23 protein-coding genes are annotated in these 22,076 nt (G+C 60.4%); 5 read left to right on the forward strand and 18 right to left on the reverse strand.

Going from position 1 to position 22,076, the window contains the following annotated elements:
- Positions 1-20 precede the first annotated feature (20 nt).
- The 11 genes from pgaD to ACWIKB_RS28225 all read right to left on the reverse strand — a co-directional run bounded on the left by pgaD (position 21) and on the right by ACWIKB_RS28225 (position 14,201).
- Entirely contained in the window at positions 21-548 is a 528-nt protein-coding gene (gene pgaD, locus ACWIKB_RS28175) for a poly-beta-1,6-N-acetyl-D-glucosamine biosynthesis protein PgaD (RefSeq protein WP_475270771.1), read from the reverse strand.
- Positions 545-1,897 (reverse strand): poly-beta-1,6-N-acetyl-D-glucosamine synthase, encoded by a 1,353-nt coding sequence (gene pgaC, locus ACWIKB_RS28180; protein WP_475270772.1) that lies wholly within the window; start codon positions 1,895-1,897, stop codon positions 545-547. The genes pgaD and pgaC overlap by 4 nt, the downstream gene beginning before the upstream one ends.
- A 1-nt stretch (position 1,898) precedes the next feature.
- Positions 1,899-3,896 (reverse strand): poly-beta-1,6-N-acetyl-D-glucosamine N-deacetylase PgaB, encoded by a 1,998-nt coding sequence (gene pgaB, locus ACWIKB_RS28185; RefSeq protein ID WP_475270774.1) that lies wholly within the window; start codon positions 3,894-3,896, stop codon positions 1,899-1,901.
- Between the two features lie 12 nt (positions 3,897-3,908).
- Positions 3,909-6,389, reverse strand: a complete 2,481-nt coding sequence (gene pgaA / locus ACWIKB_RS28190) for a poly-beta-1,6 N-acetyl-D-glucosamine export porin PgaA (RefSeq protein ID WP_475270775.1) — start codon at positions 6,387-6,389, stop codon at positions 3,909-3,911.
- A gap of 245 nt (positions 6,390-6,634) precedes the next feature.
- Complete coding sequence (locus ACWIKB_RS28195) at positions 6,635-8,140, reverse strand: YdgA family protein (RefSeq protein WP_475270776.1); 1,506 nt, start codon at positions 8,138-8,140, stop codon at positions 6,635-6,637.
- A gap of 310 nt (positions 8,141-8,450) precedes the next feature.
- Positions 8,451-9,086: an NADH:ubiquinone oxidoreductase subunit N gene (locus ACWIKB_RS28200; RefSeq protein ID WP_475270778.1), complete on the reverse strand. Its 636-nt coding sequence runs from the start codon at positions 9,084-9,086 to the stop codon at positions 8,451-8,453.
- An 82-nt stretch (positions 9,087-9,168) separates the two neighbouring features.
- Positions 9,169-10,617 carry an efflux transporter outer membrane subunit gene (locus tag ACWIKB_RS28205; protein ID WP_475270779.1) on the reverse strand — a complete coding sequence of 483 codons (1,449 nt, stop codon included), beginning with the start codon at positions 10,615-10,617 and terminating at the stop codon, positions 9,169-9,171.
- Positions 10,614-11,501 (reverse strand): efflux RND transporter periplasmic adaptor subunit, encoded by an 888-nt coding sequence (locus tag ACWIKB_RS28210; protein WP_123516005.1) that lies wholly within the window; start codon positions 11,499-11,501, stop codon positions 10,614-10,616. The genes ACWIKB_RS28205 and ACWIKB_RS28210 overlap by 4 nt, the downstream gene beginning before the upstream one ends.
- The gene (locus ACWIKB_RS28215) at positions 11,498-11,707 is read right to left on the reverse strand and encodes a DUF1656 domain-containing protein (protein WP_475270782.1); all 210 of its coding nucleotides are present in this window, start codon (positions 11,705-11,707) and stop codon (positions 11,498-11,500) included. The genes ACWIKB_RS28210 and ACWIKB_RS28215 overlap by 4 nt, the downstream gene beginning before the upstream one ends.
- Positions 11,704-13,776, reverse strand: coding sequence for an FUSC family protein (locus ACWIKB_RS28220; protein WP_475270783.1), 2,073 nt, complete (start codon positions 13,774-13,776; stop codon positions 11,704-11,706). The genes ACWIKB_RS28215 and ACWIKB_RS28220 overlap by 4 nt, the downstream gene beginning before the upstream one ends.
- A complete protein-coding gene (locus ACWIKB_RS28225) occupies positions 13,773-14,201 on the reverse strand; it encodes a MarR family winged helix-turn-helix transcriptional regulator (protein WP_475270785.1) in 429 nt (142 codons plus the stop codon). Before ACWIKB_RS28225 ends, ACWIKB_RS28220 begins: the two co-directional genes overlap by 4 nt.
- Before the next feature lie 241 nt (positions 14,202-14,442).
- On the opposite strand from ACWIKB_RS28225, the gene ACWIKB_RS28230 reads away from it, so the two are divergent.
- Positions 14,443-14,745, forward strand: a complete 303-nt coding sequence (locus ACWIKB_RS28230) for a type II toxin-antitoxin system HigB family toxin (RefSeq protein ID WP_054616627.1) — start codon at positions 14,443-14,445, stop codon at positions 14,743-14,745.
- A complete protein-coding gene (locus tag ACWIKB_RS28235; protein WP_054616594.1) occupies positions 14,745-15,104 on the forward strand; it encodes a helix-turn-helix domain-containing protein in 360 nt (119 codons plus the stop codon). The genes ACWIKB_RS28230 and ACWIKB_RS28235 overlap by 1 nt, the downstream gene beginning before the upstream one ends.
- 56 nt (positions 15,105-15,160) lie before the next feature.
- On the opposite strand, the gene ACWIKB_RS28240 is transcribed toward ACWIKB_RS28235, so the two are convergent.
- The 3 genes from ACWIKB_RS28240 to ACWIKB_RS28250 all read right to left on the reverse strand — a co-directional run bounded on the left by ACWIKB_RS28240 (position 15,161) and on the right by ACWIKB_RS28250 (position 16,176).
- Positions 15,161-15,334, reverse strand: a complete 174-nt coding sequence (locus ACWIKB_RS28240) for an antitoxin (RefSeq protein WP_475270826.1) — start codon at positions 15,332-15,334, stop codon at positions 15,161-15,163.
- Between the two features lie 15 nt (positions 15,335-15,349).
- Positions 15,350-15,595, reverse strand: coding sequence for a DUF2789 domain-containing protein (locus tag ACWIKB_RS28245; RefSeq protein WP_475270787.1), 246 nt, complete (start codon positions 15,593-15,595; stop codon positions 15,350-15,352).
- A 119-nt stretch (positions 15,596-15,714) separates the two neighbouring features.
- The gene (locus tag ACWIKB_RS28250) at positions 15,715-16,176 is read right to left on the reverse strand and encodes an aminoacyl-tRNA deacylase (protein ID WP_475270788.1); all 462 of its coding nucleotides are present in this window, start codon (positions 16,174-16,176) and stop codon (positions 15,715-15,717) included.
- Positions 16,177-16,373: 197 nt separating this feature from the next.
- Here ACWIKB_RS28250 and ACWIKB_RS28255 point away from each other — a divergent pair, with 197 nt between their 5' ends.
- The 3 genes from ACWIKB_RS28255 (at position 16,374) to ACWIKB_RS28265 (ending at position 18,091) form a co-directional block, all read left to right on the forward strand.
- Entirely contained in the window at positions 16,374-16,907 is a 534-nt protein-coding gene (locus ACWIKB_RS28255; protein WP_475270789.1) for an NfeD family protein, read from the forward strand.
- A 2-nt stretch (positions 16,908-16,909) separates the two neighbouring features.
- Entirely contained in the window at positions 16,910-17,668 is a 759-nt protein-coding gene (locus ACWIKB_RS28260) for a slipin family protein (protein ID WP_054050285.1), read from the forward strand.
- Between the two features lie 222 nt (positions 17,669-17,890).
- Positions 17,891-18,091, forward strand: a complete 201-nt coding sequence (locus ACWIKB_RS28265; RefSeq protein ID WP_475270790.1) for a hypothetical protein — start codon at positions 17,891-17,893, stop codon at positions 18,089-18,091.
- A gap of 129 nt (positions 18,092-18,220) precedes the next feature.
- Here ACWIKB_RS28265 and ACWIKB_RS28270 read toward each other — a convergent pair whose 3' ends face one another.
- The 4 genes from ACWIKB_RS28270 to ACWIKB_RS28285 are packed head-to-tail and all read right to left on the reverse strand — an operon-like array spanning position 18,221 to position 22,041.
- Entirely contained in the window at positions 18,221-19,165 is a 945-nt protein-coding gene (locus ACWIKB_RS28270) for a sulfotransferase family protein (RefSeq protein ID WP_475270791.1), read from the reverse strand.
- Entirely contained in the window at positions 19,153-19,938 is a 786-nt protein-coding gene (locus ACWIKB_RS28275) for an aspartyl/asparaginyl beta-hydroxylase domain-containing protein (protein WP_475270827.1), read from the reverse strand. Before ACWIKB_RS28275 ends, ACWIKB_RS28270 begins: the two co-directional genes overlap by 13 nt.
- Entirely contained in the window at positions 19,935-20,540 is a 606-nt protein-coding gene (cysC, locus tag ACWIKB_RS28280) for an adenylyl-sulfate kinase (RefSeq protein WP_475270792.1), read from the reverse strand. The genes ACWIKB_RS28275 and cysC overlap by 4 nt, the downstream gene beginning before the upstream one ends.
- Entirely contained in the window at positions 20,524-22,041 is a 1,518-nt protein-coding gene (locus ACWIKB_RS28285; RefSeq protein WP_475270793.1) for a TolC family protein, read from the reverse strand. Before ACWIKB_RS28285 ends, cysC begins: the two co-directional genes overlap by 17 nt.
- Positions 22,042-22,076 lie beyond the last annotated feature (35 nt).

Here is a 22,076-nt window from a genome sequence, read left to right on the forward strand (position 1 = left end):
TACAGGGATCTGTGTCGAGTTTAGAGATGGCTCAACGGTTCTCTGTTGTCATCATCCTCAGCCGGCAACCGAATCACCAACGGATGCTCCAGCGGTGCCAACGGCAACGCTCGCTGTGCCTGATCAATAGGAAAATAGTGCGTAATCACATGGCTGACGTCGCCGTCCTGGTTGTTGTGAATGGTCATCGAGCCCGGTGTGCGCAATTTTTCCAGTCGATCGCCCGTCAACTTGAAGCTTTTGCTCAACCCATGATCATCCACCACCGGCGCCGGCAGGCGACGCTGGGCGAAGCTTTTGCTTTTGCGATGTTGATAACGCGCCCAGGAAATCAGGATCACCGCGTTCAACAGCGCCACCCACAAGTAAATCTGCAAAGTGCCAAGGGCGTCGAACACTGACGCATCAATACGCGGGCCGTCGTGGGTATCGATCAGCGGCCAAAGTCCGCGCACCAGTAAATAGAGCAGACCCACCCAGGCCAAAACGGTGAAAAAGACATCGAGCAGTACCAGAAAGGGCCGCTGCCGGGTTCTGATGATTTTCATTTGATGACTTCCTCCTCATCGTCCAACGGCTTGATGCCCCGGTCTGGACTGACCCAACGGGCGCGCTTCTGATGTTGGCCGAACAGCACTTTGGGGAAACTGACCAGGGTGGTGAGCAAACTGACGAACCAGAACACCAGCGGATACCAGACCACCCAGAACATGGTCTTGCCCAAGCCCTGCTCATAGCGCCGGTCGATCATGATGCTAACCGCGAACTGCAACAGGCAAACCAGTGCCAGCAACAAACCGGTAAAGGCCGGCGGCAACAGGTGATGCACGGCGATGGCATCGGGCATTTCGACAAACTTGCCCACGCCCCAGAAGATCACCGACAGCAGGAAGGTGAAGGCCCAACCGGTGGACAGGCAGTATTCGAACAGCAGCGGCCACAGGTAGCGATGGCGGTACTGCCAGATGCCGCGAATGTTCTTGAACAGCACTTCGGCACCGCCCTGGGCCCAGCGCAGACGCTGCTTCCACAGGCCGCCGAGGGTTTCCGGCATCAGAATCCAGCACAGGGCGCGGGGCTCATAGAAGATGCTCCAGTGGTCCAGTTGCAGTTTCCAGCTGATGTCGATGTCTTCGGTGATCATGTCCGGGCTCCAGTAGCCGACCCGGTTCAGCGCCGTGCGCCGGAACGCCACGATCACCCCGGAGACGGTAAAGATCCGCCCAAACACCCGTTGCGTACGCTTGATCAAACCAATGATCGACGAGAACTCGCCGACCTGCACCCGACCCACCAGCGTCGAACGAGTGCGGATGCGCGGGTTGCCGGTCACGGCGCCGAGGCGCGCGTTATCGAGCATTGGCGCCACCAGATAGGCCGCCGTGTTCGGCGCCAACAGCGCGTCACCGTCGATGCACACCAGGTATTCGCTATGCGCCGCGATGGCACCCATGCGCAGGGCCACGGCTTTGCCCTGGTTTTCCGCCAGGTGCAGCACCCGCAGGCGTGGGTCTTGCGCTGCCAGTGCGTCGAGCACGGCGGCGGTGTTGTCTTTGGAGCCGTCGTTGATCGCGATCACTTCGATGTTCGGGTAATGCTGGGCCAGCGCCGCGTGAATGGTGTCGGCGGCGTTGTCACCTTCGTTGTAGCAAGGGATCAGGATCGAAATCAGCGGCTCGCCGGCCAACGGCGGCGGCAAGGTGTCGTCCTTCCACGGCCAGTGGCGCTCCCAGTGCAGCCAGAAATACAGGCCGCCGGCGATCCACAGCCCGGACATGAACAGCGGATAAAAGAACACGAAGTCCATCAGGAATTGCCCGGTCACCAGGAAGATCAGCCCGAGGGGTATCCCGAGGACGATCGCCAGTACCAGCAGGGCCAGCAGTCTATCCAGCATGTTATGGATTCCACTTGTTGGAGAGCGCGGGCCGCACGGTGTTCAGGTCCGGCTGGTTCTCGAGGAAATTGTCCGGGTAGTAGCCGAAACTGGTGGCGCCCTGACGCTTGAGGCGGCCCATCCAGTCGCTCAGCTGCGCGCCATCGATGTCGGAATCGGTTTTTTTCGTCCAGTCCTTGGCCTGCAATTCGAACACCGTGCGGTCGAGCGCACCGGGACGCGCCTTGACCGTGGCCACCAACGCTTCGAGCCATGGCCCCGATTGCGCGTTGCTTTGTTTTTCCATCAGCGGCATGGCCATCGGCGCCGTCCAGTCGTAGGCGGCGAGGAAGTCGTCGAGGTTCTGCGCGAACCAGGCTTCGCTCTGGGGATTGAGCATCGGTTCGGCAAAGATATTGCGTGCGGTCAGCACCTGCGGACCGCGAATGGCGCGGACTTTGGCGGTGAGTTCGTTGGTGAAGTCGATCAGGTAGCGGCTTTTGAACCGCGTCCAGCGTTGCAACGTGGCCGGATCGTCCCGCAGCGCCGCAATTGAGCCCGGTAAACCGTTGGCCGCGTAGACCTTGAGCGCTTCGGGGCTGGCGTCTTCGAAATCCGAGAGCACCGCGTCATCGTGATAGAGGATGCCGTCGACCGAGGTCAGGCGCGCCACGTCTTCGTAGATTTCCCCGATGATGCGCCGCACGTTCGGGTCAAAGGGCGACAGGCGTTTGTACTGATCCGGGTCCACCGACGTGGTGCCGGTTTTCGGGTCCCAACGCGTCACGCGGGGCAGATTCGAATCCAGTGCGAAACTCAGCACTGGCATCCAGGCGAAGACTTTGACGTGAGCCCGAGTGCGTAGCTGCCAGGCCACGCGATCGAAGATGTCGGCGCGCACCGGCAAATGGCGGTTGGGGAAATACAACGAGTGCACCAGGCCATCGCCTTGGGGATCGGCGAAGGCTTGCAGGAACACCGTGTTCGCGCCCATGTCGGCCATGCGCTGGATCAGTTTGCCGAGGTTGATTTCCTGCTGGGCCGGGTCGGCGTCGTAGACGTTATCCAGGTCCACATGCACCACGCGCATCGGCGATTCGGCTTGCACCGAAACGATGCTGTTGGCGAAGTGCTCGCCGTCCGGGTCCGAAGCCACCAGGAAGCGCGGGCTGCTCATCAGGTTGTCGAGGGCATCGAGGCCATCGTCCAGGGTCAGGGCCATTTGGTAGCCCTGCTCGCTGACCACTTGCAGCGACGTGCCGTCCGCCGCGCCGTAGGGCCAGACCCAGATGCGCGGCTTGTAACCGGTGACTTTGCGGATTTTCTCGGTGATCGTTGCGACGTCGCTGCGCATCCGCGCCTGGAACTCGGCCTCGGTTTCGTAGCGCCCGTTGAGCGCATCGTAGCGACGGGTCGCGGCGGCCGGTTGCAGGTTACCTTGCGGGTTGGCCAACACGCCTTTGTGGCTGGCATCGGTGTGCGCGGCGATTTCCACCAGCCCCGATTTCGAGATCTCGCGAATCTGATCCCAGGTCAGGAAGTCTGAACGCTGACGCGGTGTGCCGGCGAAATCCACCGGTTGGTTCAGCGGCGTGTCGATCCACACCCCGACCGGCGCCAGCAAGGCGTGCCAGTTGTAGGCGCGCAGCACCGGCAACACGCGGGTGTAGAAGCTTGAATAGCCGTCGTCGAAACTCAGCAGAATCGCCTTGGGCGGCAGTTCCGGACCACCGTTGCGAGCGGCGATAATCTGGTCGACGGTGACCGGTTTGTAGTTGTTCTCTCTTAACCAGGCAAGCTGCTCGATCATGCGCTCGGTGCGCACGGCCACCACCGCTTGATCGGGGTCGCGGTCTTCGACGTCGTGGTAGGCAATTCCGAGTACGTGGTTTTTCGGCCACGGCTTTTCGTTAGCCTGCACGGGGCGCTCGGCGGGCGGCGTAAACGCCGGGGCTTGCTGGGCGCAGGCGCTGACCAGCAGCGCTCCCAGCAGAAGGATGAAACGCGAGATAAAAGGCATCTTCAAACTCTTCTAGAAGCGGTAAGTGAGGTCGACGAGCAGGCGCAGATCGGTTTCGCGGTCGCCGTCGTAAGGCCGGTTGATCACGGTCAACAAGCCGCCCACCTCGAAGACGTCGTTCCAGCTGTAGCGCTGTCCGTAGCCCAGCAAGCCGATGCCGCCGGTGCCGTGATCACGCTGGCTATAGGTGCCCGCGCCGGCCTGGAATTGCTGGCTCCAGGAGGTTTCGTAGCGGCGATAAAGCACGTGGTTGACGTTGACTGTCGGCAACACGCTGAAATCGGATTTTGGATTGAAGTACGGCACGTCCTCGGACGCAGAGTTGTGGCTGGTGCCGACTTCCAGGCCCAGATCGACTTGCACTTTCGGCGCGGTATAAACACCCTCGCGCCCGGTGAGCAAGGCTTCGACACGGTTGTTGCCGTCGCTGAAATGCGACGGGCTGACCGCCAGTTTCCATTCGCGGCTTTCATTGGCGCGCCAGCGAATGAAACCGCTACCACCGTTGGACGTGACATCGCTGTTCAATGCGCGCAACGGTGTGTCGGCCGAGAGGTAAGCGAAGCTGCCGCCGTACTGCCAGTGATCGTCGATGTCCCGGGCAATTGCCAGGCGTGCGCCCTGTTTGTCGCCGTAACCGAAGTTGTGATTGGAGACTTCCGCTTCCAGGGTCATGTCCCGGGTGCGACGCTCAACGCCGAGGCGTTGTGTGCGATCGCGACCGGTGCCTTCCTGGAAATCACCGGTGGCGTAACCGACACCAGCGAACACTCGCCAGTCTTCGTCGATGGGCGGGCTGTAGAGCACGGTTTCGATCCCGAAATCCTTGCTGCCAGCCACCGCACCGGCGCCGCTGTCGCCGCCGCCATAACTTTTGCCGCCGTAGCTCTGCACCCGCAGCTCGGCCATGTCATGCACCTCGCGCTGGCGCTGCAAACGCTGGACCTGACGGTTGTCCGGGAAACGCGCGGCCACGTCGTCGGTCAGCGCATCCATCTGCCGCCATTCCTGCAAATCCATGGCGGTGTGGGCCTGGGCGACTTCGAGGCCCATGTCCCGTGGGACCATGCTTTCGGTTTCCTTGAGCTGCAATTCCGCGCGGCGTGGCCAGTCCCGTGCCAGGTACAAATCGGCCTGGGCCAGGCGCAAGCCGATGTTGCCCGGCGCCTGATCGACCAAGGTCTGCAAACGCTGCTCGCCGGATGGCAGATCGGCCCCGTAGGTCCCGGCCTGGGCGGCGAGTTGTTGCGCGTCCATCCATTCATCGTTGGGGTTGCCCACCGGCAAGCCCTTGAGTTCGACCCGTGGTTTCTGGGTTTTTGCCAGATCCTCGGCAACTTTGCGGGCTTCGTCGGCCTTGTCGCTTTCGAGCAGCGCGTAATAGAGCTCGGTGCTGTCTTCGAGGCGATCACCGACGTCGGCGTCCGGCGCGACCAGCACCTGGCGATAGAGGTCGGTGGCGATTTCCGGCTGACGCTGGTCCAGGTAGGACGACGCCACCCAACGCAGGGCGTAAGTCGGAATCTTCACCCCTTCGCCGATCAGCTTCTGGTATTCGCTGATCACATCAGCGGTGCGCGCACGGGCCTTGAGGGCGCCCATGCGGTCGATGCGCCAACGGGTGACGTCATCCTGGGCCGCCGGGTCCGGGGTCCAGGTGGCGATCAATTGGTCGTAGTCGGCCAGCGCCCGATCAGCGATCACATAACGTTCTTTTTCGCTGCGGGTGGCCAGTTCTGCCAGGCGCACGCGTTCGGCGGCGAGGTCGCCTTCGATGCGGCGCATCTGCACCGGATCAATCAGCCCCGGCCGTTGATGGGCCAGGCGCAGGGCCGGTTCCGGCAGACGTGCGCGTTGCAGGGCAAACACGTATTCCCGGGCGACTTCCGGTTTGTTGCCGGCGCGGATAAAGGCCTGGTCGTATTCGAACAACGCGTCGTAGTTATTGCCGGCGCGGGTCAACGCGTAGGCCAGCGCCAGGCGACGGGACGGATCGTCCGGTTTGGCGGCTACCAGGGCTTTGCTGCGGATGACGGATTCGTCGGGTTTGCCAGCGTCAGCCTGAGTCATGGCCAGACCGAGCTGCAGGTCCGGGTTCTGTGGTTCCAGCGCCAAGGCCTTGTTGTAGACCTCGGTCGCCGAATCCCAGCGCTTGAGATTGCGATAGGCCCGCGCCGTGGCGGTCAATGCCTGTACCGGCAGCACACGGTTGCGGCCCTGGGTTTCATAGACCTGCACCACTTCGGCGTCCAGGCCGGCCCAACTGGCGATCTGCAAATGATCGCTGACCTGGCCAGTGGTGGCCTGGCTCTCCGGCACCTGACGCAGCACGGTCAGTGCCGACGCGTAGTTCCCCGCCCGGGCATCGCGGACCATCTGGTCGTAAGGCGTGTCGGCAAACGCCAGCGCTGGCCAGAGCAACTGACTGCACAGCGCAACGCGAAACAACGGGCGTAAGCCACGATGAATAGATGGACCTGCAAAACGCGGCATTCGTCAGCATCCTTACATGGCCAGCCGGGTCGCAATGCCCCCCTTGCCCATTCGTAGAAACCGGGTCCACAGGACCCAGCCAGCGTGTCGGGGCGCAGTCTTGCACGCGAATGTGGTCAGCTATTCAGAACACAATATTTATTCAGATTCGTGACATTGGGCCCCTTACGTCCGGGCGATGTTCAAACACCAGACAGCAAAACGCCCGGCGTCTGAGGCCGGGCGTTGGTGTGTAACCCTTGGTTTTACTGGACTTGCCCAGCGCCGCCGAGTTTGCCCATCACGAAACCGACAAACTGCTCGACGGTCATTTTCTGGCCGTTGAATTCCACCTGATTGTTGGCGTAATGCAGTTTTGTGACGACGTCAGTGCCGTCCAGCTTGGCCAGTTGTGTACCCACGGCCATGCTGCTGAACATGTCGCTGGTGGCAGTTGCCTGATCGACGATGGTCTTGGCGTCGGTCTGGCCGTCCGCTTGCGCCTGAATGCTGAGCAGGTCAACCAGCATTGGCTTGGACACTTTCACGTTGATGTCCAACAGGGCGATCAACTGACGGACCAATTGGTCTGGCGGCAAGTCCATGGAGGCCGGTTTGGTCAGGTCGACCACCAGGTTGGCGCGGCTTTCACCATTGGCCGTGTTGAACGACAGGTTTTCCAGGGCGAACTGGGGACCAGCGGCCAGCAGTTTTTCCAGACCAGCCTTGACCTGCGCCTCTTCGGCCGGGGTGAGGTTCAGCTCGGGTGCTGGCTCACCGGCGGCAGCGGCTTCAGTAGCGGCTTTCTCGTACGGTTGCAATTTGGTCTGGTAAATCTCCATCAGCGCCATGGTTGACGGGATGTCGAGGTTCTTCAGGCTCATGGCCATCTGGGCCGAACCGACGGTTTTACCGTTGAACGACACTTCGCCGACCTTGTAATCGGCACGCCCGGAAGCGCTGGTGCCGGATTCTTCGGTCTGGTTCTTCATTTCGAATTTGTTGACGCCGACGATAGACTGCTTGGCGCCGAACGTGGTTTTGCTGCTGGTCAGCTCGACGGTGTTTTCGCCGGTGTAGTAGCCGTAGGTGCTTTTGACCAGGTTGCTGGCCAGGGTCAGGCCATTCAGCTCGACCGACACCGGCGCCTGATCTTCAGACACTGTGGTCAGCTTGAGGCTGTCCATATAACCGTCGGCCTTGACCTTCTGGGCCTGGGCGCTGGCGGCGATGTCCATGTTCAGACCGGAAAACTTCAGGCTGGACTTGTCATCCAGTGCCACTTCCAGCGGCAGCAATTCGAAAGCGCCGTTGGTGGAATTATCGTAACCAATGTTGACCACGCCTTTGACCGGCGACTGGCCGTTGGCAGCGGCGAACCATTTTTCCGTGGTTGGGGTCTTTTCCAGTTCGAAATGGTTGGTGGCCATGACCGGCAACCATTTCAACGACGCCAGACGCGAGAACGGCAGCGGGCCGTGTTCGACACGATCGACAAAGAGCAATTCGACCGGAGCTTCACCGAACATCTCGCCTTCGCCCTTGAGGCGGTAGTGGGCGGTGCTGCTGAACACCCCACGCTCCACGGACACCAGTTCCAGGGACGCTGTGCCGTTGGAACCAACCAGCGCGGCTTGCAGTTCTTTATTGGCGTCTACGACGGAGGCGTTGAGCACGCCTTCCAGTTTAGTGCCGGTGTACCAGGCACCGCCGGCGCTGATTGCACCGATGGCAACGACAATTCCAAGAAGCACGCCTGCTGATTTATTCATGAATTACCCGATCAATGTCCGTTGTTGAAAATGTGGTCGTCTTCCCTGAACCCATGACGGGTTGTGGTCACGACTGCGCAAAAGTGCGATGGAGATTAGCATTTGCGGGGCGAGAGGGCTTAATGATTAAAGGTGAAAGAGTGTCTATGGACAGGTGGCGGGGGTTGAGAGTTTCAGCGGCCATGAAATCGCCTTCGCGAGCAAGCCCGCTCCCACAGGGGAACGGTGGTGAACACAGGATTTATGCACACCAGAGATCCACTGTGGGAGCGGGCTTGCTCGCGAAGGCGTCAGTTCAAACACCAACGAATCAGGAATACTGCATTTCAATCTCATCCAACTGATGATCAAAGCTTTTAAGCCGCGCCGTCCACGTATAGACCAGCACTTCAAAATCCCGATTGATCACCGCCCCGCCCGTCACTTCCGCGCGCGGGTCGCAGAAGTCCAGTTGATAGCGCTCGCGGGCCATGGCGTTGGCGACATCGGAGAGTTCGCGGGCGTTGTTGAGCCAGTGCCAGCCTTCTTCGGTGACTTGCTTGTCGAGGGCCAGGCATTGGGTTTTCAAGGCTTCGAGGCTTTTTTCCAGCGGCGTGCCGGTCAGTTCGCCCATGACTTCCTGGAACGTGCGCCCCGGTTGCCAGTAGCTGCCCCAGAAATATCGGTCGAATACCGTTTCGACACGACGCAGCGCCACCTTGGTGTCCCAGATCAGCACCAGGGTCTTGCCTTGTTCGAGGTGTCTTCTTTTGATGCGCGTGCCCTGAACCGAAGCCCAGGCGACCACCACGATGGACATCACGGCAATCAGTGCTGACGCGCTGTCGAGGAACACCAGCGCCTTGTCGATCTGGTGGGCGAGCATGATGCCGTAGAAATAGGTGGCCGACAGCAACACCAATGCCGCAATAGCGCACCAGAAGCCGGGAGCATAAGGGTTTTTCATTATTAGAGTCCCCATGACCAACGCGAGCCTTGATTGACGGGATCGTCGCGCGACCCCGTCAAATCAAAGCATAGCAACGGCCTCAGGGTTTGCCGGGCTGTGACGCTTGCGTTCGTCCGCTTTCCCAACCGCCGCCCAGGGCGAGGAACAAATCGATCTGGCTCATCGCGACCTGGGTGTTGGCCGACGCCAGTTGCGCCGTGACATCGGTGTAGGTGCGGGTGGCTTGCAGGTCCGCCAGGAACGACGCGCGGCCAGCCTGGAAGAAGCGGTGGGTCTGGTCCGCCGCCAGTTGTGCCGACTGCTCGGCATCGGCCAAAGCATCGCGGCGTTGCAACAACGCGGAGTACTGGGCGAGGCCGGTCTGGGTCTCGCGGATCGCGTTGAGCACCACGCCATCGAAGTGCGCCAGCGCGCCTTGGGTCGAAGCTTCGGCTTCGCGGATTCGCGCGCGGGAGCCGTTGGACGGCACGGTCCAGCTCAGCAACGGGCCAAAGCCCCAGCGATTGGTCTGCGGTTTTCCGAGGTTTTCCAGGGTGCCGACGGTGCCGATGGACGCGCCGATGCTGATGTCCGGGTACAACTCGCCGGTGGCGATGCCGATACCAGCGGTCGCAGCCGCCAAACGGCGCTCGGCCTGACGTACATCGGGACGGCGTTTGAGCAGCGTGGCGCCGTCACCCACTGGCAACAATTGCGCAATCTTCGGCAGTTCGGCGCAACTGGCAGTGCCGGCCGGCAATTGATCCAGCGGCTTGGCCAGCAGCATCGACAAGCGGAACAGCCCGGCCTGACGCGACGCCTCATAACGCGGCATGTCGGCGCGCAAGGATTTGAATTGGGTTTGCGAACGGGTGACCTGAGTTTCATCGCCACGCCCGGCATCGCGCAGACGCTGGGTCAACGTAGTGCTCTGGGCTTGCAGATCGAGGGAATGCTGGGCGATTTCCCGTTCTTCGTTGGCCGCACAGACTTGGGTGTAAGCCCGAACCACGTCGGCTACCAGGGTAATGCGCGCCGTGTCCGCCGCCGCTTGGGTCGCATCGGCATTGGCCTTGGCCGCCTCGATACCGCGCTGCAAGGTGCCGAACAGGTCGAATTGATAAGACGTGGTAATGCCGATGTCACCGACGTTGGCCACTGGCACTTTTTCAGGCAACAGGAAGGCTTCGCCGGACTCCTGCAAACGCTGGGCGCCCATCTTCACGCCGCCGCTCCAGCCGCCTGCCGCTTGCGCTTCATCGACTTGCGCACGGGCCCGGGACAGATTCGCCGCCGCCACGCGCAGATCGGTGTTGGAGGCCATGGCCTGCTGCACCAATTGGTCGAGACGCGGGTCCTGATACAAGCGCCACCAATCGCTGGGCACTGGCGCCGAGACGACATCCTTGTCGTTCGCCGCCAAGTTGCCTTGAAAGTCATCACGGTGAACGGCAGCTTCGTCCGGCAAGTGATAATCCGGCCCGACCACCTGACACGCCGACAGCAACAGGCCTAACCCGGCCACCGCCAAAGCCGAGGCTTTGCTCATTTCGCGGGCTCCTCGGTTTTATCGTCAATGATCGACACCGTCGCGGTGCGCCCGGCAATCATGCGGAAATCTGCCGGCACATCGTCGAAGGCGATCCGCACCGGAATCCGCTGAGCCAGTCGCACCCAACTGAACGCCGGGTTGACGTTGGGCAGCAGGTTACTGCCGCTGCTACGGTCGCGGTCTTCGATGCCGGCGACGATGCTTTCCACATGCCCGCGCAAGCGAGCGCGGTCGCCAATCACCCGAATATCCACACCTTGGCCGACGTGAATGCCGTCCAGTTTGGTTTCTTCAAAATAACCGTCGATGTGGAACGAATTGCTGTCCACCACCGACAACACCGGACGCCCGGCGGTGACGAATTCCTGGGCACGGGGCGCACGGTCATTGATGTAGCCGTCCACCGGGCTGCGGATGGTCGAGCGGTCGAGGTTGAGCTGAGCGCTGTCCACCGTCACCAGGGCTTCGGACAAGGCCGATTGCGCACGGGCGACTTTCGACAGGCTTTCTTCCAGTTGCTCGCCGGGCACCAGATTGCCGAGGCCGCGGTTACGCTTGGCCTCGCGCTGAGCCTGGGCCAGGGTTTCTTCACGGTCGGCTACGGCGGCTTTCGCCTGGCGCAGGGCCAGTTTGAAACGGTCCTGGTCGATGCTGAACAGCACTTGGCCACGCTGCACCAACTGGTTGTCGCGCACTTGCACTTGCTGGATCAGGCCGGACACGTCCGGGGCGATCTGCACGATGTCGGCACGGATGTGCCCGTCCCGGGTCCAGGGCGCGAACATGTAATACATCACCATGCGCCAGACCACGACGACGGCGAAGGACACGATCAGCAGGGTCAGCAGCACGCGACCAATGGTCAAAAAAGGTTTTTTCATGTCATCAGGTATCGACTGAGTGAGTCCACGGCGCCGAGCAGCAAAGCGTAGAGAGCCACGTTGAACAATGCCCGGTGCCAGACCAGACGGTAAAAGTGCAGGCGCGTGAGCACCACGTGCACCAACAGGTAAAACACATACGTAATGCCCATCAGCACCAGCAGCGTGGGCAGGAACACCCCGCTGATATCCAGATCACCGATCATAAAGGCGCTCCATCGATGCCATGGGGAAGCGGTTCTTCGAGTTCACTTGTGCCGACGAATTCAACGCCGGGCAGCAAGGCCAGGCGCAGACCGCTCAAGGCGTGCAGCAAATGTAGCCGGGCCTCGCCATCGCACTCGGTGTTGAGGGCGCGGCGAGTGCGGTCGAGGGTCATCAACAACGGACTCGGCGCGGGTAAACGTTCACCAGCCTTGAGGCATGCCTTGAAGTATTCGCCGACTTCCGCCACCACTTGATGCAACAACACTTGCGGCACGCCGAGCACGCGCGGGGTATAGGCCAGCAGGTCGAGCAGGTTCAGGGCCACGCGCACTTCGCGCAGGGCAACACCGGTGTCCTGACCGATCAGGCCCAGACGCGGCAAGTGCTGCATCAACCGGTCGAGCATCTGCACACCCAACTTGCGGTGTTCAGACAACGTGGCCGGTTCGGTGAGGCTGACAATGTCGCGCCAGCTGAAACGAGTCAGACGCTTAGCCGCCAGTTCCGCACCGAATGGGCGGGCAATCAGCGTCCAGACAAAGGCAAACAGCAAGCCAATCGGCCCGGCCAGGTTGGAGTTGGAGAAGCTGAGGAAATCCGCATCGTAGGCGCCCTGAATGCTGATGAATGACGAGGTGTTCACCAGCGTCAGCAGCATGCCGAGGTAAAACTGCGGCTTGACCGTCAGGGTGCCGATGCAGATAAACGGCACGGCAAACGCCAGCACCAGCATCGGGAAGTCATGCAGGTTCGGCAGGACCAGAAACAGGTAGAGACTGGCGAACAACACCGACATCGCGGTCCAGAAAAAGAACCGGAAAATCTGCGGCGCCGGGTCATCCATCGAGGCGAAGAAGCTGCACGCCACCGCCGCCAGAATCACCGCGCTGCCGCCGTCGGTCCAGCCGAGCAAAATCCACAGCACCGAAGCGACGATGATCGCGCTGACCGTGGACATTGCCGAATAAAACATCAGCCCACGATCAAGAAATGGTGTCAGGCGACCGAGACGCCAGTGGCGATAGACCGCGCGCCAGCTGTCCTGGCTTTCGCACTGGATGGCGTATTGCAGGCTGCGGCAGTCCTGCCACAAATCGATCCACTCGCCGAGGCGATACAGGGCGTTGGAGAACAGCAACTGCTTGCGATCCTCCAGCGCTTCGGCACTGGGTTGCAGCGCTTCGAGTTGATCTTTCAGCGCTTGCCAGCGCTCGAGGTCGGCGTCTTTGTGCTTGAGCCATTCGGTGGTCGCGGCCAGCAGAGGCGCGAACTTATCTACAAGCTCCGGGGTGCGACGTTCGAGCGCGTAAAGCGCGTCGTCGAGGGCGTCGATCACCGGCAGCAAGTGAATCATCCGCCCGCGCAGCTCCTTGGTATTACGCACCGTTTGCGGCCGCGCGCCTTCGTGGGGCAGTTGGCCGATCATCAGCTCCAGGCTGTTGAAGGTCGTGACCATCGCCGAGCGCAGAGCACTGACTTCATTCGGCTGCACAGTGCGACTGAGGAAACGCAGGCTGTAGGTCGAAGCGTCGGTGAACCATTTATTCACCGAATCGTTGAACACCGGCGCCAGCCGTCGAGGCCAGAACATCGCACCGACCACCGCTGCCACGGCGATGCCAAGGAAGATTTCTTCAGTGCGCGCTTCAGCGATGTCCCACACCGCCAGCGGGTTATCCAGCACCGGCAGGGCAATCAGCGGCAAGGTGTAACCGGCGAGCATCAAGGCATAGCTGTTGGCGGTACGCAGGTGCAAGGACAGGAACAGCAAGGTCCCGGTCCACAACGCGATGATCACCACAAGTACCCACGGGCTCTGGACAAACATCGGTACAAAAAACACCGCCGCCGCCGCGCCCATGAACGTACCGACCGCGCGGTACAACGCCTTGGAACTGGTCGGGCCGACAAACGGGCTGGAAACGATGTACACCGTGGCCATCGCCCAATACGGACGCGGCATCTGCATGAGCATCGCGATGTACAGCGCGGTCATCGAGGCCGCGAACGTGCGCACACCGTAGAACCAGTCCCGCGCCGGGGGAACGCCCGTCCAGAAACCGCTCAAGGCTGGATCACCGACGGATGGTTGGCGCCTTCAAAAGCTCTTAGCACACGCAGCGCCGCTTCAAGATCACTCTGGTCGATGCCTTCAAGCACTTCATGACGCAAGCGCACCAGCTCGACTTCAACCGCTTGCACCAGCTCGCGACCGGTGTCGGTCAGACTCAAGCATTTGGCACGGCGATCATGGGCGTCTTCAGTCCGTCGCACGTAACCGGCATGGCACAACTGATCGAGCAAACGCACCAGGGACGGACTCTCCATCCCCGCCGCCTGCGCCACCGTCACCTGCCGCACACCCTCCCCCAAACGCCCGATCATCAACAACGGGACGGCGCAGGCTTCGGAGATTCCATAATTGACCAGCGTGGTCTGGCAGATCTTCCGCCAATGCCTGGCGGCCACCACCATGGCACTGCTGATATTCATCTGGAGAGCGTCGAGGTTTTTCGGCACGGGGGAATGACACACTGTTAGTTTGCTAACTATCAATATCGCATTCGTGGGAAAGGGTGGTCAAGTTTTGAAACAATTTGGCGATCAACGACAGCGCAGCTACCTTCCAATAGATCTCATTCAGAAATGTCTTCATACGTGTTTGGCACAATGGGTGGGTTGTGAATCCTGAGTCTCGCGCCTAGAATCTCCCAAAATGGGAGAATTTCGATTCGTGCGAATAATTGCCAAAGGGACATTGAAAATTTTCTGGGAAAGTAGCCCGGCCTACGCCGACGCGGTCACTCCTCTCTCAGAGTGGTATCGACACATGGAGAAGTCGTCATATCGCACACCCCAGGAAGTAAAAGCCGAGCTGAGAACCGCCAGCGTTCTAAAGGGTGGACGTGTGGTATTCAATATTGCCGGCAACAAGTATCGAGTGATCCTGGCAATTGACTACGAACGGCAGTTGGGTTTTGTGCGCTTCGTCGGCACGCATGCCCAATACGATCAGATCAATGCGGAGACTGTGTAATGAACATCAAACCCATCCGAACCGATGAGGACCTCACCAATGCGCTTTTGCGTATTGAGCAACTGTGGGGGGCGGCTTTGGACTCACCTGAGGGTGACGAACTCGAGATACTGGCCCTGCTGGTAGAAAAGTATGAAGACGAGCACTTTCCGATTCCGGCTTCCGACCCCATTGAGGCGATCAAATTTCGCATGGACCAGCAAGGTTTGACTGCCCGAGACCTGGAAGCCTTTATCGGTCCCAGCGGTCGAGTATCAGAAGTGCTGAACCGTAAGCGCCCGCTGAGCTTGAAAATGATCAAGCGCCTGCACGACGGATTGCGAATTCCTTATGAATGTTTGTTTGCAGAGATAGTTTGAAATTAACTGGGCTCACCCTCCTTTGAACGAAGGAGGGCAGAAGTGGGAAATAGAGCCTATAGGTCATCCAGACTTACCGGGATCGGTGTTTCATGCCTGCGTGAGCGAACAATTTCAACCAACTCAAGATCATCAAGACGTTCGATCATGCACTTGGAAACATCGGCAGGAACCTCGACTGCAGTCCCGCCATGAGCCTCATCTAGTACCACTGAAGGATTTTTCTTCATCTCAGACACGATTTTTTACACCCCCCGCCCCTTCCTCATCAACACATCCAACTGATCCACCACCTCCGCCCAATCCGCATCATCCAGAATCTCATCCCGCAAAAAAGCGGCCTGGCTCTTGGTCCAGAAAAACGCGTCCGCCAGGTGCAGTTCGGGTTTGAGCGGTGAATGGGTGGCGATGAATTGGTCGATGCTGACCGGGTCGTTGGCCAGGCCGAGTTGTTTGAACAGGGAGGGTAGGTTGTGGGTTGGGGATTCCATGTTGGGCTCCTGGGTGATTGGGAAAATTGTTCGCGGGCAAGCCTCGCTCCTACAGGAGAACGCGATCCCTTGTAGGAGCGAGGCTTGCCCGCGAAGGCGGTATCACTAACACCGTAAACCTAATGACTCAACTCGCAAACCTCCGCATGCGGCACCATTTTCAAAAACTCCGGCATGCTCATGTGCAGCAGGTTGTTGTGGTTGCCCGCCTCCAGATAGATGTCTTTCTGCCGCGTCAGCAGCGGGTCGATGACCATGTCCAGGCCATAGGATTCACCCAGCGCCGGCACCGCGCCGCGTTCGCAGTCGTTGAACAGGTGCGCCAGGGTGCTTTCCCGGGTGATCTGCCATTCGCCGCTGCCGCGTACTTTGCTCAGGTCCAGGTGACGACTGGCAGGGAGCACGGCCATCAGAAAATGCCCGTGGTGGTCGTCGAGGATCACCGATTTGGCCACCCGTTCGGCAGGAATGCCCGACACGCGAGCCGTTTCAAGGCTGCTGGCCGAGTGCGGGTGGGTGACGATGTCGAATTCGCATTGAGCCCGATTGAGGCTGTCCTGCACGGTTCTTGCCATACGCATGATGCACCTCGGTGTCCGCTGCAAGGACAAACGGACGATGATTAAAGCTGTTTTCTTCCACTAAAAGTCTAGGCCCGTCGACGCCTTCGCGTGGGAAATCTGCCCGTCGGAATCACGGCAAAAACTGGTCAAAATTCGTACAACTCACAGCTCAGCTAGACTCTATACAGAACCACCCGACTCTCGCGGAGGGTCACGTGAACATTCGTTGCTGTGCTGTAGCGCTGTTGTTGGCCTTGAGCGGATCTGTGTTCGCGGCGGACAACGTTGTGCTGTTCATTGCCGACCCTCTTGGCCTTTGGCTGATTGCGTTTGGCATCGCTTTCCTGGTGGCCGAGGTCACCGTGCCCAATTACGGCGTGATCGGTCTCGGCGGCCTGGTGATGTTTATCGCTGGCGCGGTGATTCTGACCAACACCGAGGTGCCCGTGCCGTTGATGATCGGTCTGGGGCTGATCAGCGTTCTGCTGCTGGTCTTCCTGGTGATTCACGCGCTGAAAACCCGCCCGCGCCGCATCGTCAGCGGCGATGCCGGACTGGTGGGCAGTGTGACACCGGTGATGTCGTTGCAGGCCAACAGCGCCTACAACGGCTGGGTGCATTTGCAAGGCGAAAAGTGGCAAGTGCTGAGCGCTACGCCGCTACAACCCGGGCAGAACGTCCGGGTCGTGGGGCGCAAGGGATTACTGCTACAAGTGGCCGCGGCTGACGCGGCGCCGGTTGGAGAATAACCATGGGCCTGCAATTGGGTTTTGCCGCGCTGCTGCTGTTGGTGATTGCACTGGCGGGGTCGACCTTTCGCATCCTGCGCGAATACGAGCGCGGCGTGGTGTTCCAGCTCGGGCGCTTCTGGCAGGTCAAGGGCCCCGGCCTGATCCTGCTGATTCCGGCGGTGCAGCAAATGGTCCGCGTCGACCTGCGGACCATCGTCCTCGACGTCCCGCCCCAAGATGTGATCACCCGCGACAACGTTTCGGTGAAGGTCAACGCCGTGCTGTACTTCCGCGTGCTAGACCCGCAGAAGGCGATCATTCAGGTCGAAGACTTCCTCATGGCCACCAGCCAACTGGCGCAGACCACGTTGCGTGCGGTGCTGGGTAAACATGAATTGGATGAACTGCTGGCCGAACGGGAACGGTTGAACGTCGATATCCAGCAAGTGCTCGACGCTCAGACGGACAACTGGGGGATCAAGGTTGCCAACGTCGAAATCAAGCACGTGGACCTTAACGAATCGATGGTGCGCGCCATCGCCAAACAGGCCGAAGCCGAACGGGAGCGGCGGGCCAAGGTGATTCACGCCGAAGGCGAATTGCAGGCGTCGGAAAAATTGATGCAAGCGGCGGAAATGCTCGGGCGTCAGCCGGGGGCGATGCAGTTGCGGTATATGCAGACGTTGAGTTCGATTGCCGGGGACAAAAGTTCGACGATTGTCTTTCCGTTGCCGATTGAGTTGCTTAAGGGGATGGCGGATTTGTCTTCGAAACCTTGAAAACGCTAAAAGATCGCAGCCTTCGGCGGCGCCCACAGGCGCGTAGGAGCTGCCGAAGGCTGCGATCTTTTGATCTTCCCCACAAACGCCAACGTCCGGCAATCCCATCGGAGATTTCCTTCAAGTTGTAGCGGCATTGGTGAACTTGTTCCGGCCCGGAGCCAGGTCTAGTCTGGCCTTGTCACTGAATAAGCGGTGACACGGACGTGCAATGAGCATTTATTGGCTCGCTGCTTTATGGCGGCTGCGCGCAGGAGATCCTCGGATCTGCTGGGTGTCCTAAACCGTCCCGGTCTTGCACACCTGTGCTCGGCCGCCACCCCATTCGCGTGCAAGGCGATCAGCCGTTTGAGTGACGGTGTGCAGTTGTTGGTGGCGCGGGTGCTGGATCACCATGAGGCGATGGCTGAGGCCAAGGTCTAGCCATTAGTTTTGTGGTGAATTGAAGGCCGCCTTCGCGGGCAAGCCTCGCTCCTACAAGGGATTCAGGCCGGACACACAATTTGTATTCACCGAATATCACCTGTGGGAGCGGGCTTGCCCGCGAAGGCGTCAGACCTGCCGACTATTTTCCAGCGTTTCATACGGCCCTCGCGCCCAACGCTCAACCTGTTCATACAAAATCGCCGAGGCCTCGCGGCGCTTGCCGTCACTGTCCCCGACAAACACTTCCGACGGCTGTTTGGCATGTCGCCCAACCGCCGCAAACACCTGTTCACGCTGCACATCATCCAACCCAAAAAACCCGGACAACCGCCCGGCCATGGCCCCCGGCAATTCGCTGTAATTCACCGCCAACCCACCAAACTCGCGGCATTGCGCCAACCCCAAACCCAGCAACCGCCCTAACCGCCGCGCAATGAAATCCTCGCGACTGTCGAATGGCTGATCATCGTCCAACCCACTCGCCCCAATCATCCCCGGCACCATATGCATGCCTGGCCGACGCAAATGTGAAACGGCAATTTCCAACGGATCGCGGTACACAAACAGCCAAGGCGTATCAGGAAAACACTCGCGCAAGAGGGGCAGTTCAGCGATGTTCCACGCATCGAGTTTGATCACCAACCGTTGCTCCAAGCCAGCGCGACGCTGGCCATAAGCGGACAGCAATCCCTCAATCGCCCTACGCCGCGAAGCCGCTGGCAAACCACTGCGCAGCAGGGCGTCCAGCGGCGGCGGTTCGCTTATGACAATGTGATCATCAAGCCGTGCAAGCATCTGACTGATCAACGTCGACCCACACCGCGATGCGTGAAAGATAAACGCGCTCGGCGCCAATCCCGGACTTATCCCCTGCCAGTCGCTTAGCACAGCCAACGGCGTTTGCCGACGAAACGCCTGGTTGAACGGCAGGCGCAGCGCATCGTCCACAGCTTCGCGGAAAAACGGCTGATGCAGCGGCGTATCGCCAAACCAGCACCAATCCACAAGCCACTCGCCAGCCTGCTGCCAGACCCGAATCGGCAACCAACCTTCCAGGTTCAGGCGTTCCATTGTTCATTCCATTGGCGACGGCCATTGCGCATCGCGGCACGCAACTCTTCGCGGGAAAACTCCAGGCCTCGCTCGGCCGCGATCTCTAAAACACGGACGACGAAAACCTCAGCGTCCACCAGGCCCTGCAAGGTTTTTGAAAGCTGCGGATCACTGGCCACCAAACGCTGAAACTGCAGCAAAGCCCCTTCCCCACCATCAGGCGCAGGCGTGGTCGGCAAACCATCGACAATCGCCTGTTCCAGCCAGGCACCAGGACGGCAATCAAGCACCAGATGAACCCGCGCCGATTGATCGCGATTGCCCACACGATGAGGTCTCGACAAATCGAGAAACCAGCACTCTCCCGCCGCCATCGGCATACGTTGGCCATCGAGCATAAAGTCCACGTGAGGCGGACTCAGCAGCGGAATGTGCAGGCGCAAATCGGCGTCCGGCTCGCCCAGGTCATAGTCGCGATGTTCATGAATTTGCCCGCCGGGCCCAAGCCGCAACAGACGCGCCGAGACGATGTCCAGCGGCAGGTCGCGCAAGGCTTGCTGCCACCGAATATCTCGCCGCCACGGCGCACGCAATAGCGGCTCACCCAGGCCCGGCGACAGTTCGGTCAGCGCATCCGCTGCCGAAATCAGCGCCACGCCACTCCACTCGCCAGCGTAATAAGCCGTGTTGAAATGACCGTGCCACTCGTCCTCGGTAATCGCCGCCAACGCTTGCAACAGCAACGGTAAATCCACCGTCACCGGCAAGCGAGAGAACGCCGCTCGGCTCATCGTTTCGGTAGCACCGAGCACTCGCCGAGCCAGGTCAGCAAACGGTCGAGACACGCCTCTACCGACTGCACGCCGGTGTCGAGCACCAGTGACGCGCACGGCGGCGATTCGTAAGGCGCGGAGACCCCGGTGAAACCCGCCATATCGCCACGACGGGCGCGGGCGTAGTGACCTTTCGGGTCGCGCTGTTCGCACACCGCCAGGGAGGCGCTGCACCAGACTTCGCGATAATCCTCGCCCAACCGTTGAGCAAATATCTCCCGCAGTTCCACCAGCGGCGCAATCATCGCCAGGATCACAATCTGCCCGTTCTCGACCAGCAACGCGGCCAGTTCACTGGCACGGCGGATGTTTTCCTGACGATCGCTGTCGGTAAACCCCAGATCGCGATTGAGCCCGACCCGCAGCCCGTCGCCATCGAGCACCACACTCTGCACGCCGCGCTCAAACAACGCGGCGTGCAGCGCCTGGGCCAGGGTCGATTTACCCGCCGCCGGCAAACCGGTCAGCAACATCGCCGTGCCGCGATGGCCGTTACGGGCCTCGCGTTGCTCACGGCTGATGCTGGCGGTCGGCGCCAACAAATTATTGGGCAGTGGCATGAGCCGTCACCGGCACCGCAATGTTGCCCGACGCCCACGCGGCTTCACGATTGGCCAACGCCGTGGCGATGGACTGGACTTCGGTGGATTGCACTTCATCCGGCATCGGGTCGAGCCCGGCGCTGGCGAAGATCTGGCCGTAGGCGTTGCGCAGATCGGCGTAGGACAGGTCCCGACGCAAATCCGCCTGCAAGGTGTTCAGTTCACCCTGGATCAGATCCAGTTCGCCGAGGCCGGCCGCCTGATGACGGTTACGCAACTGGCCGAGAATCTGCCCGTCGATGCTCGACAGTTCCTGGTTGGTCTGGAACTGATGCAGCGCTTCCTGATAGTTGGCGTTGGCCACGTAGAGCTGGGCCAACACCGCAATGGACATCGCCTGACGGCGAGCCTTGGCCACTTCTTCGCCGGCCTTGGCGACGTTGATTGCCGCGGGTGCGGAGATCACGTTGAACAGATTCCAGGTCAGCTTGACCCCGTAGTCGGCCCACTTGTCGTTGACCAGAAACGAGTTGCTGTCGTAATGCCCGCCGGCCGAAAACTCCAGCCCCGGCAACAGCCGCAGCATCGCTTTGCGGGTTTCGGCGGTGCTGATGCGGGTTTGGTAATCCTGTTCACGCAGTTCCGGACGGCTGGCCAGTGCTTCGTGTTCCAGGCTGGCCATGCCGACTTTCAACTGTGGAATCGTGTAGTCATCCGGAGTCGCCAATTTCAGGTCGGTGCCCATCGGCAGGTTGATCAAAGTCGACAGCTCGGTTTTGGCCAGGGACAACGCGCGCCGCTGCTCTTGCAACTGGCGGGTCGCCTCAATCAGCGAGCGCTGATAACCCAGCGCCACGACCGGATCGCCGATGCGTTGCTCGCTCATGCTCTGGCTGTTGCTGCGCGCCGTATCGACCCGCGCCATCAGGCTGTCGATCTGCGTGAGCAGGCGTTCGGCGGCCACGGCGCGCCAATAGGCCGAGCGCACGTCCTGGACGATGGTGTTGATCACCTTGCGCCGGCGTTCCTGAACGATCAGGCGCTGGTCGCCCTGCTGCTTGGCGCTGATGTAACTGACGCCGAAGTCGAGGACGTTCCAGACCATGGTCAGGTCAGCGACTTTACGATCACGGTCCTGTGAAGTCGAAGGTTCCAGGGATTGGGTGCCGGTCAGTACACTCTGGCTGCTGGAGGCCCCCTGGTTGTTACGCCCGACATAGCCTGCATCGAGGGCCATGCGCGGCAGCATATCGAAACTGGCCAGGTCGAGTTGGCGCTTGGCCAAGGCTTCTTCCATGATCTTGAGCCGGCCTTCGAGGTTGTATTTCACCGCGCGGGCCATGGCCTGGTGCAAGGTCAATGGGCCGTTGAGCGGTTCCTGACCGGAGTACATGGTCTTCATATCGCTGTTGGCACGTTGCTCACTGACGCTGCGTTCAATCGGTTCACTTTTAACTGCACATCCGCTGATCGCCAGCGCCAACAGGCTTGCGCCGAATAACTTATGACTTCTTTTCATCCTTGGATTGCCCCTGGGTGCCGCACTGAATTATG

The organism is Pseudomonas sp. 5Vm1k (assembly GCF_056161485.1).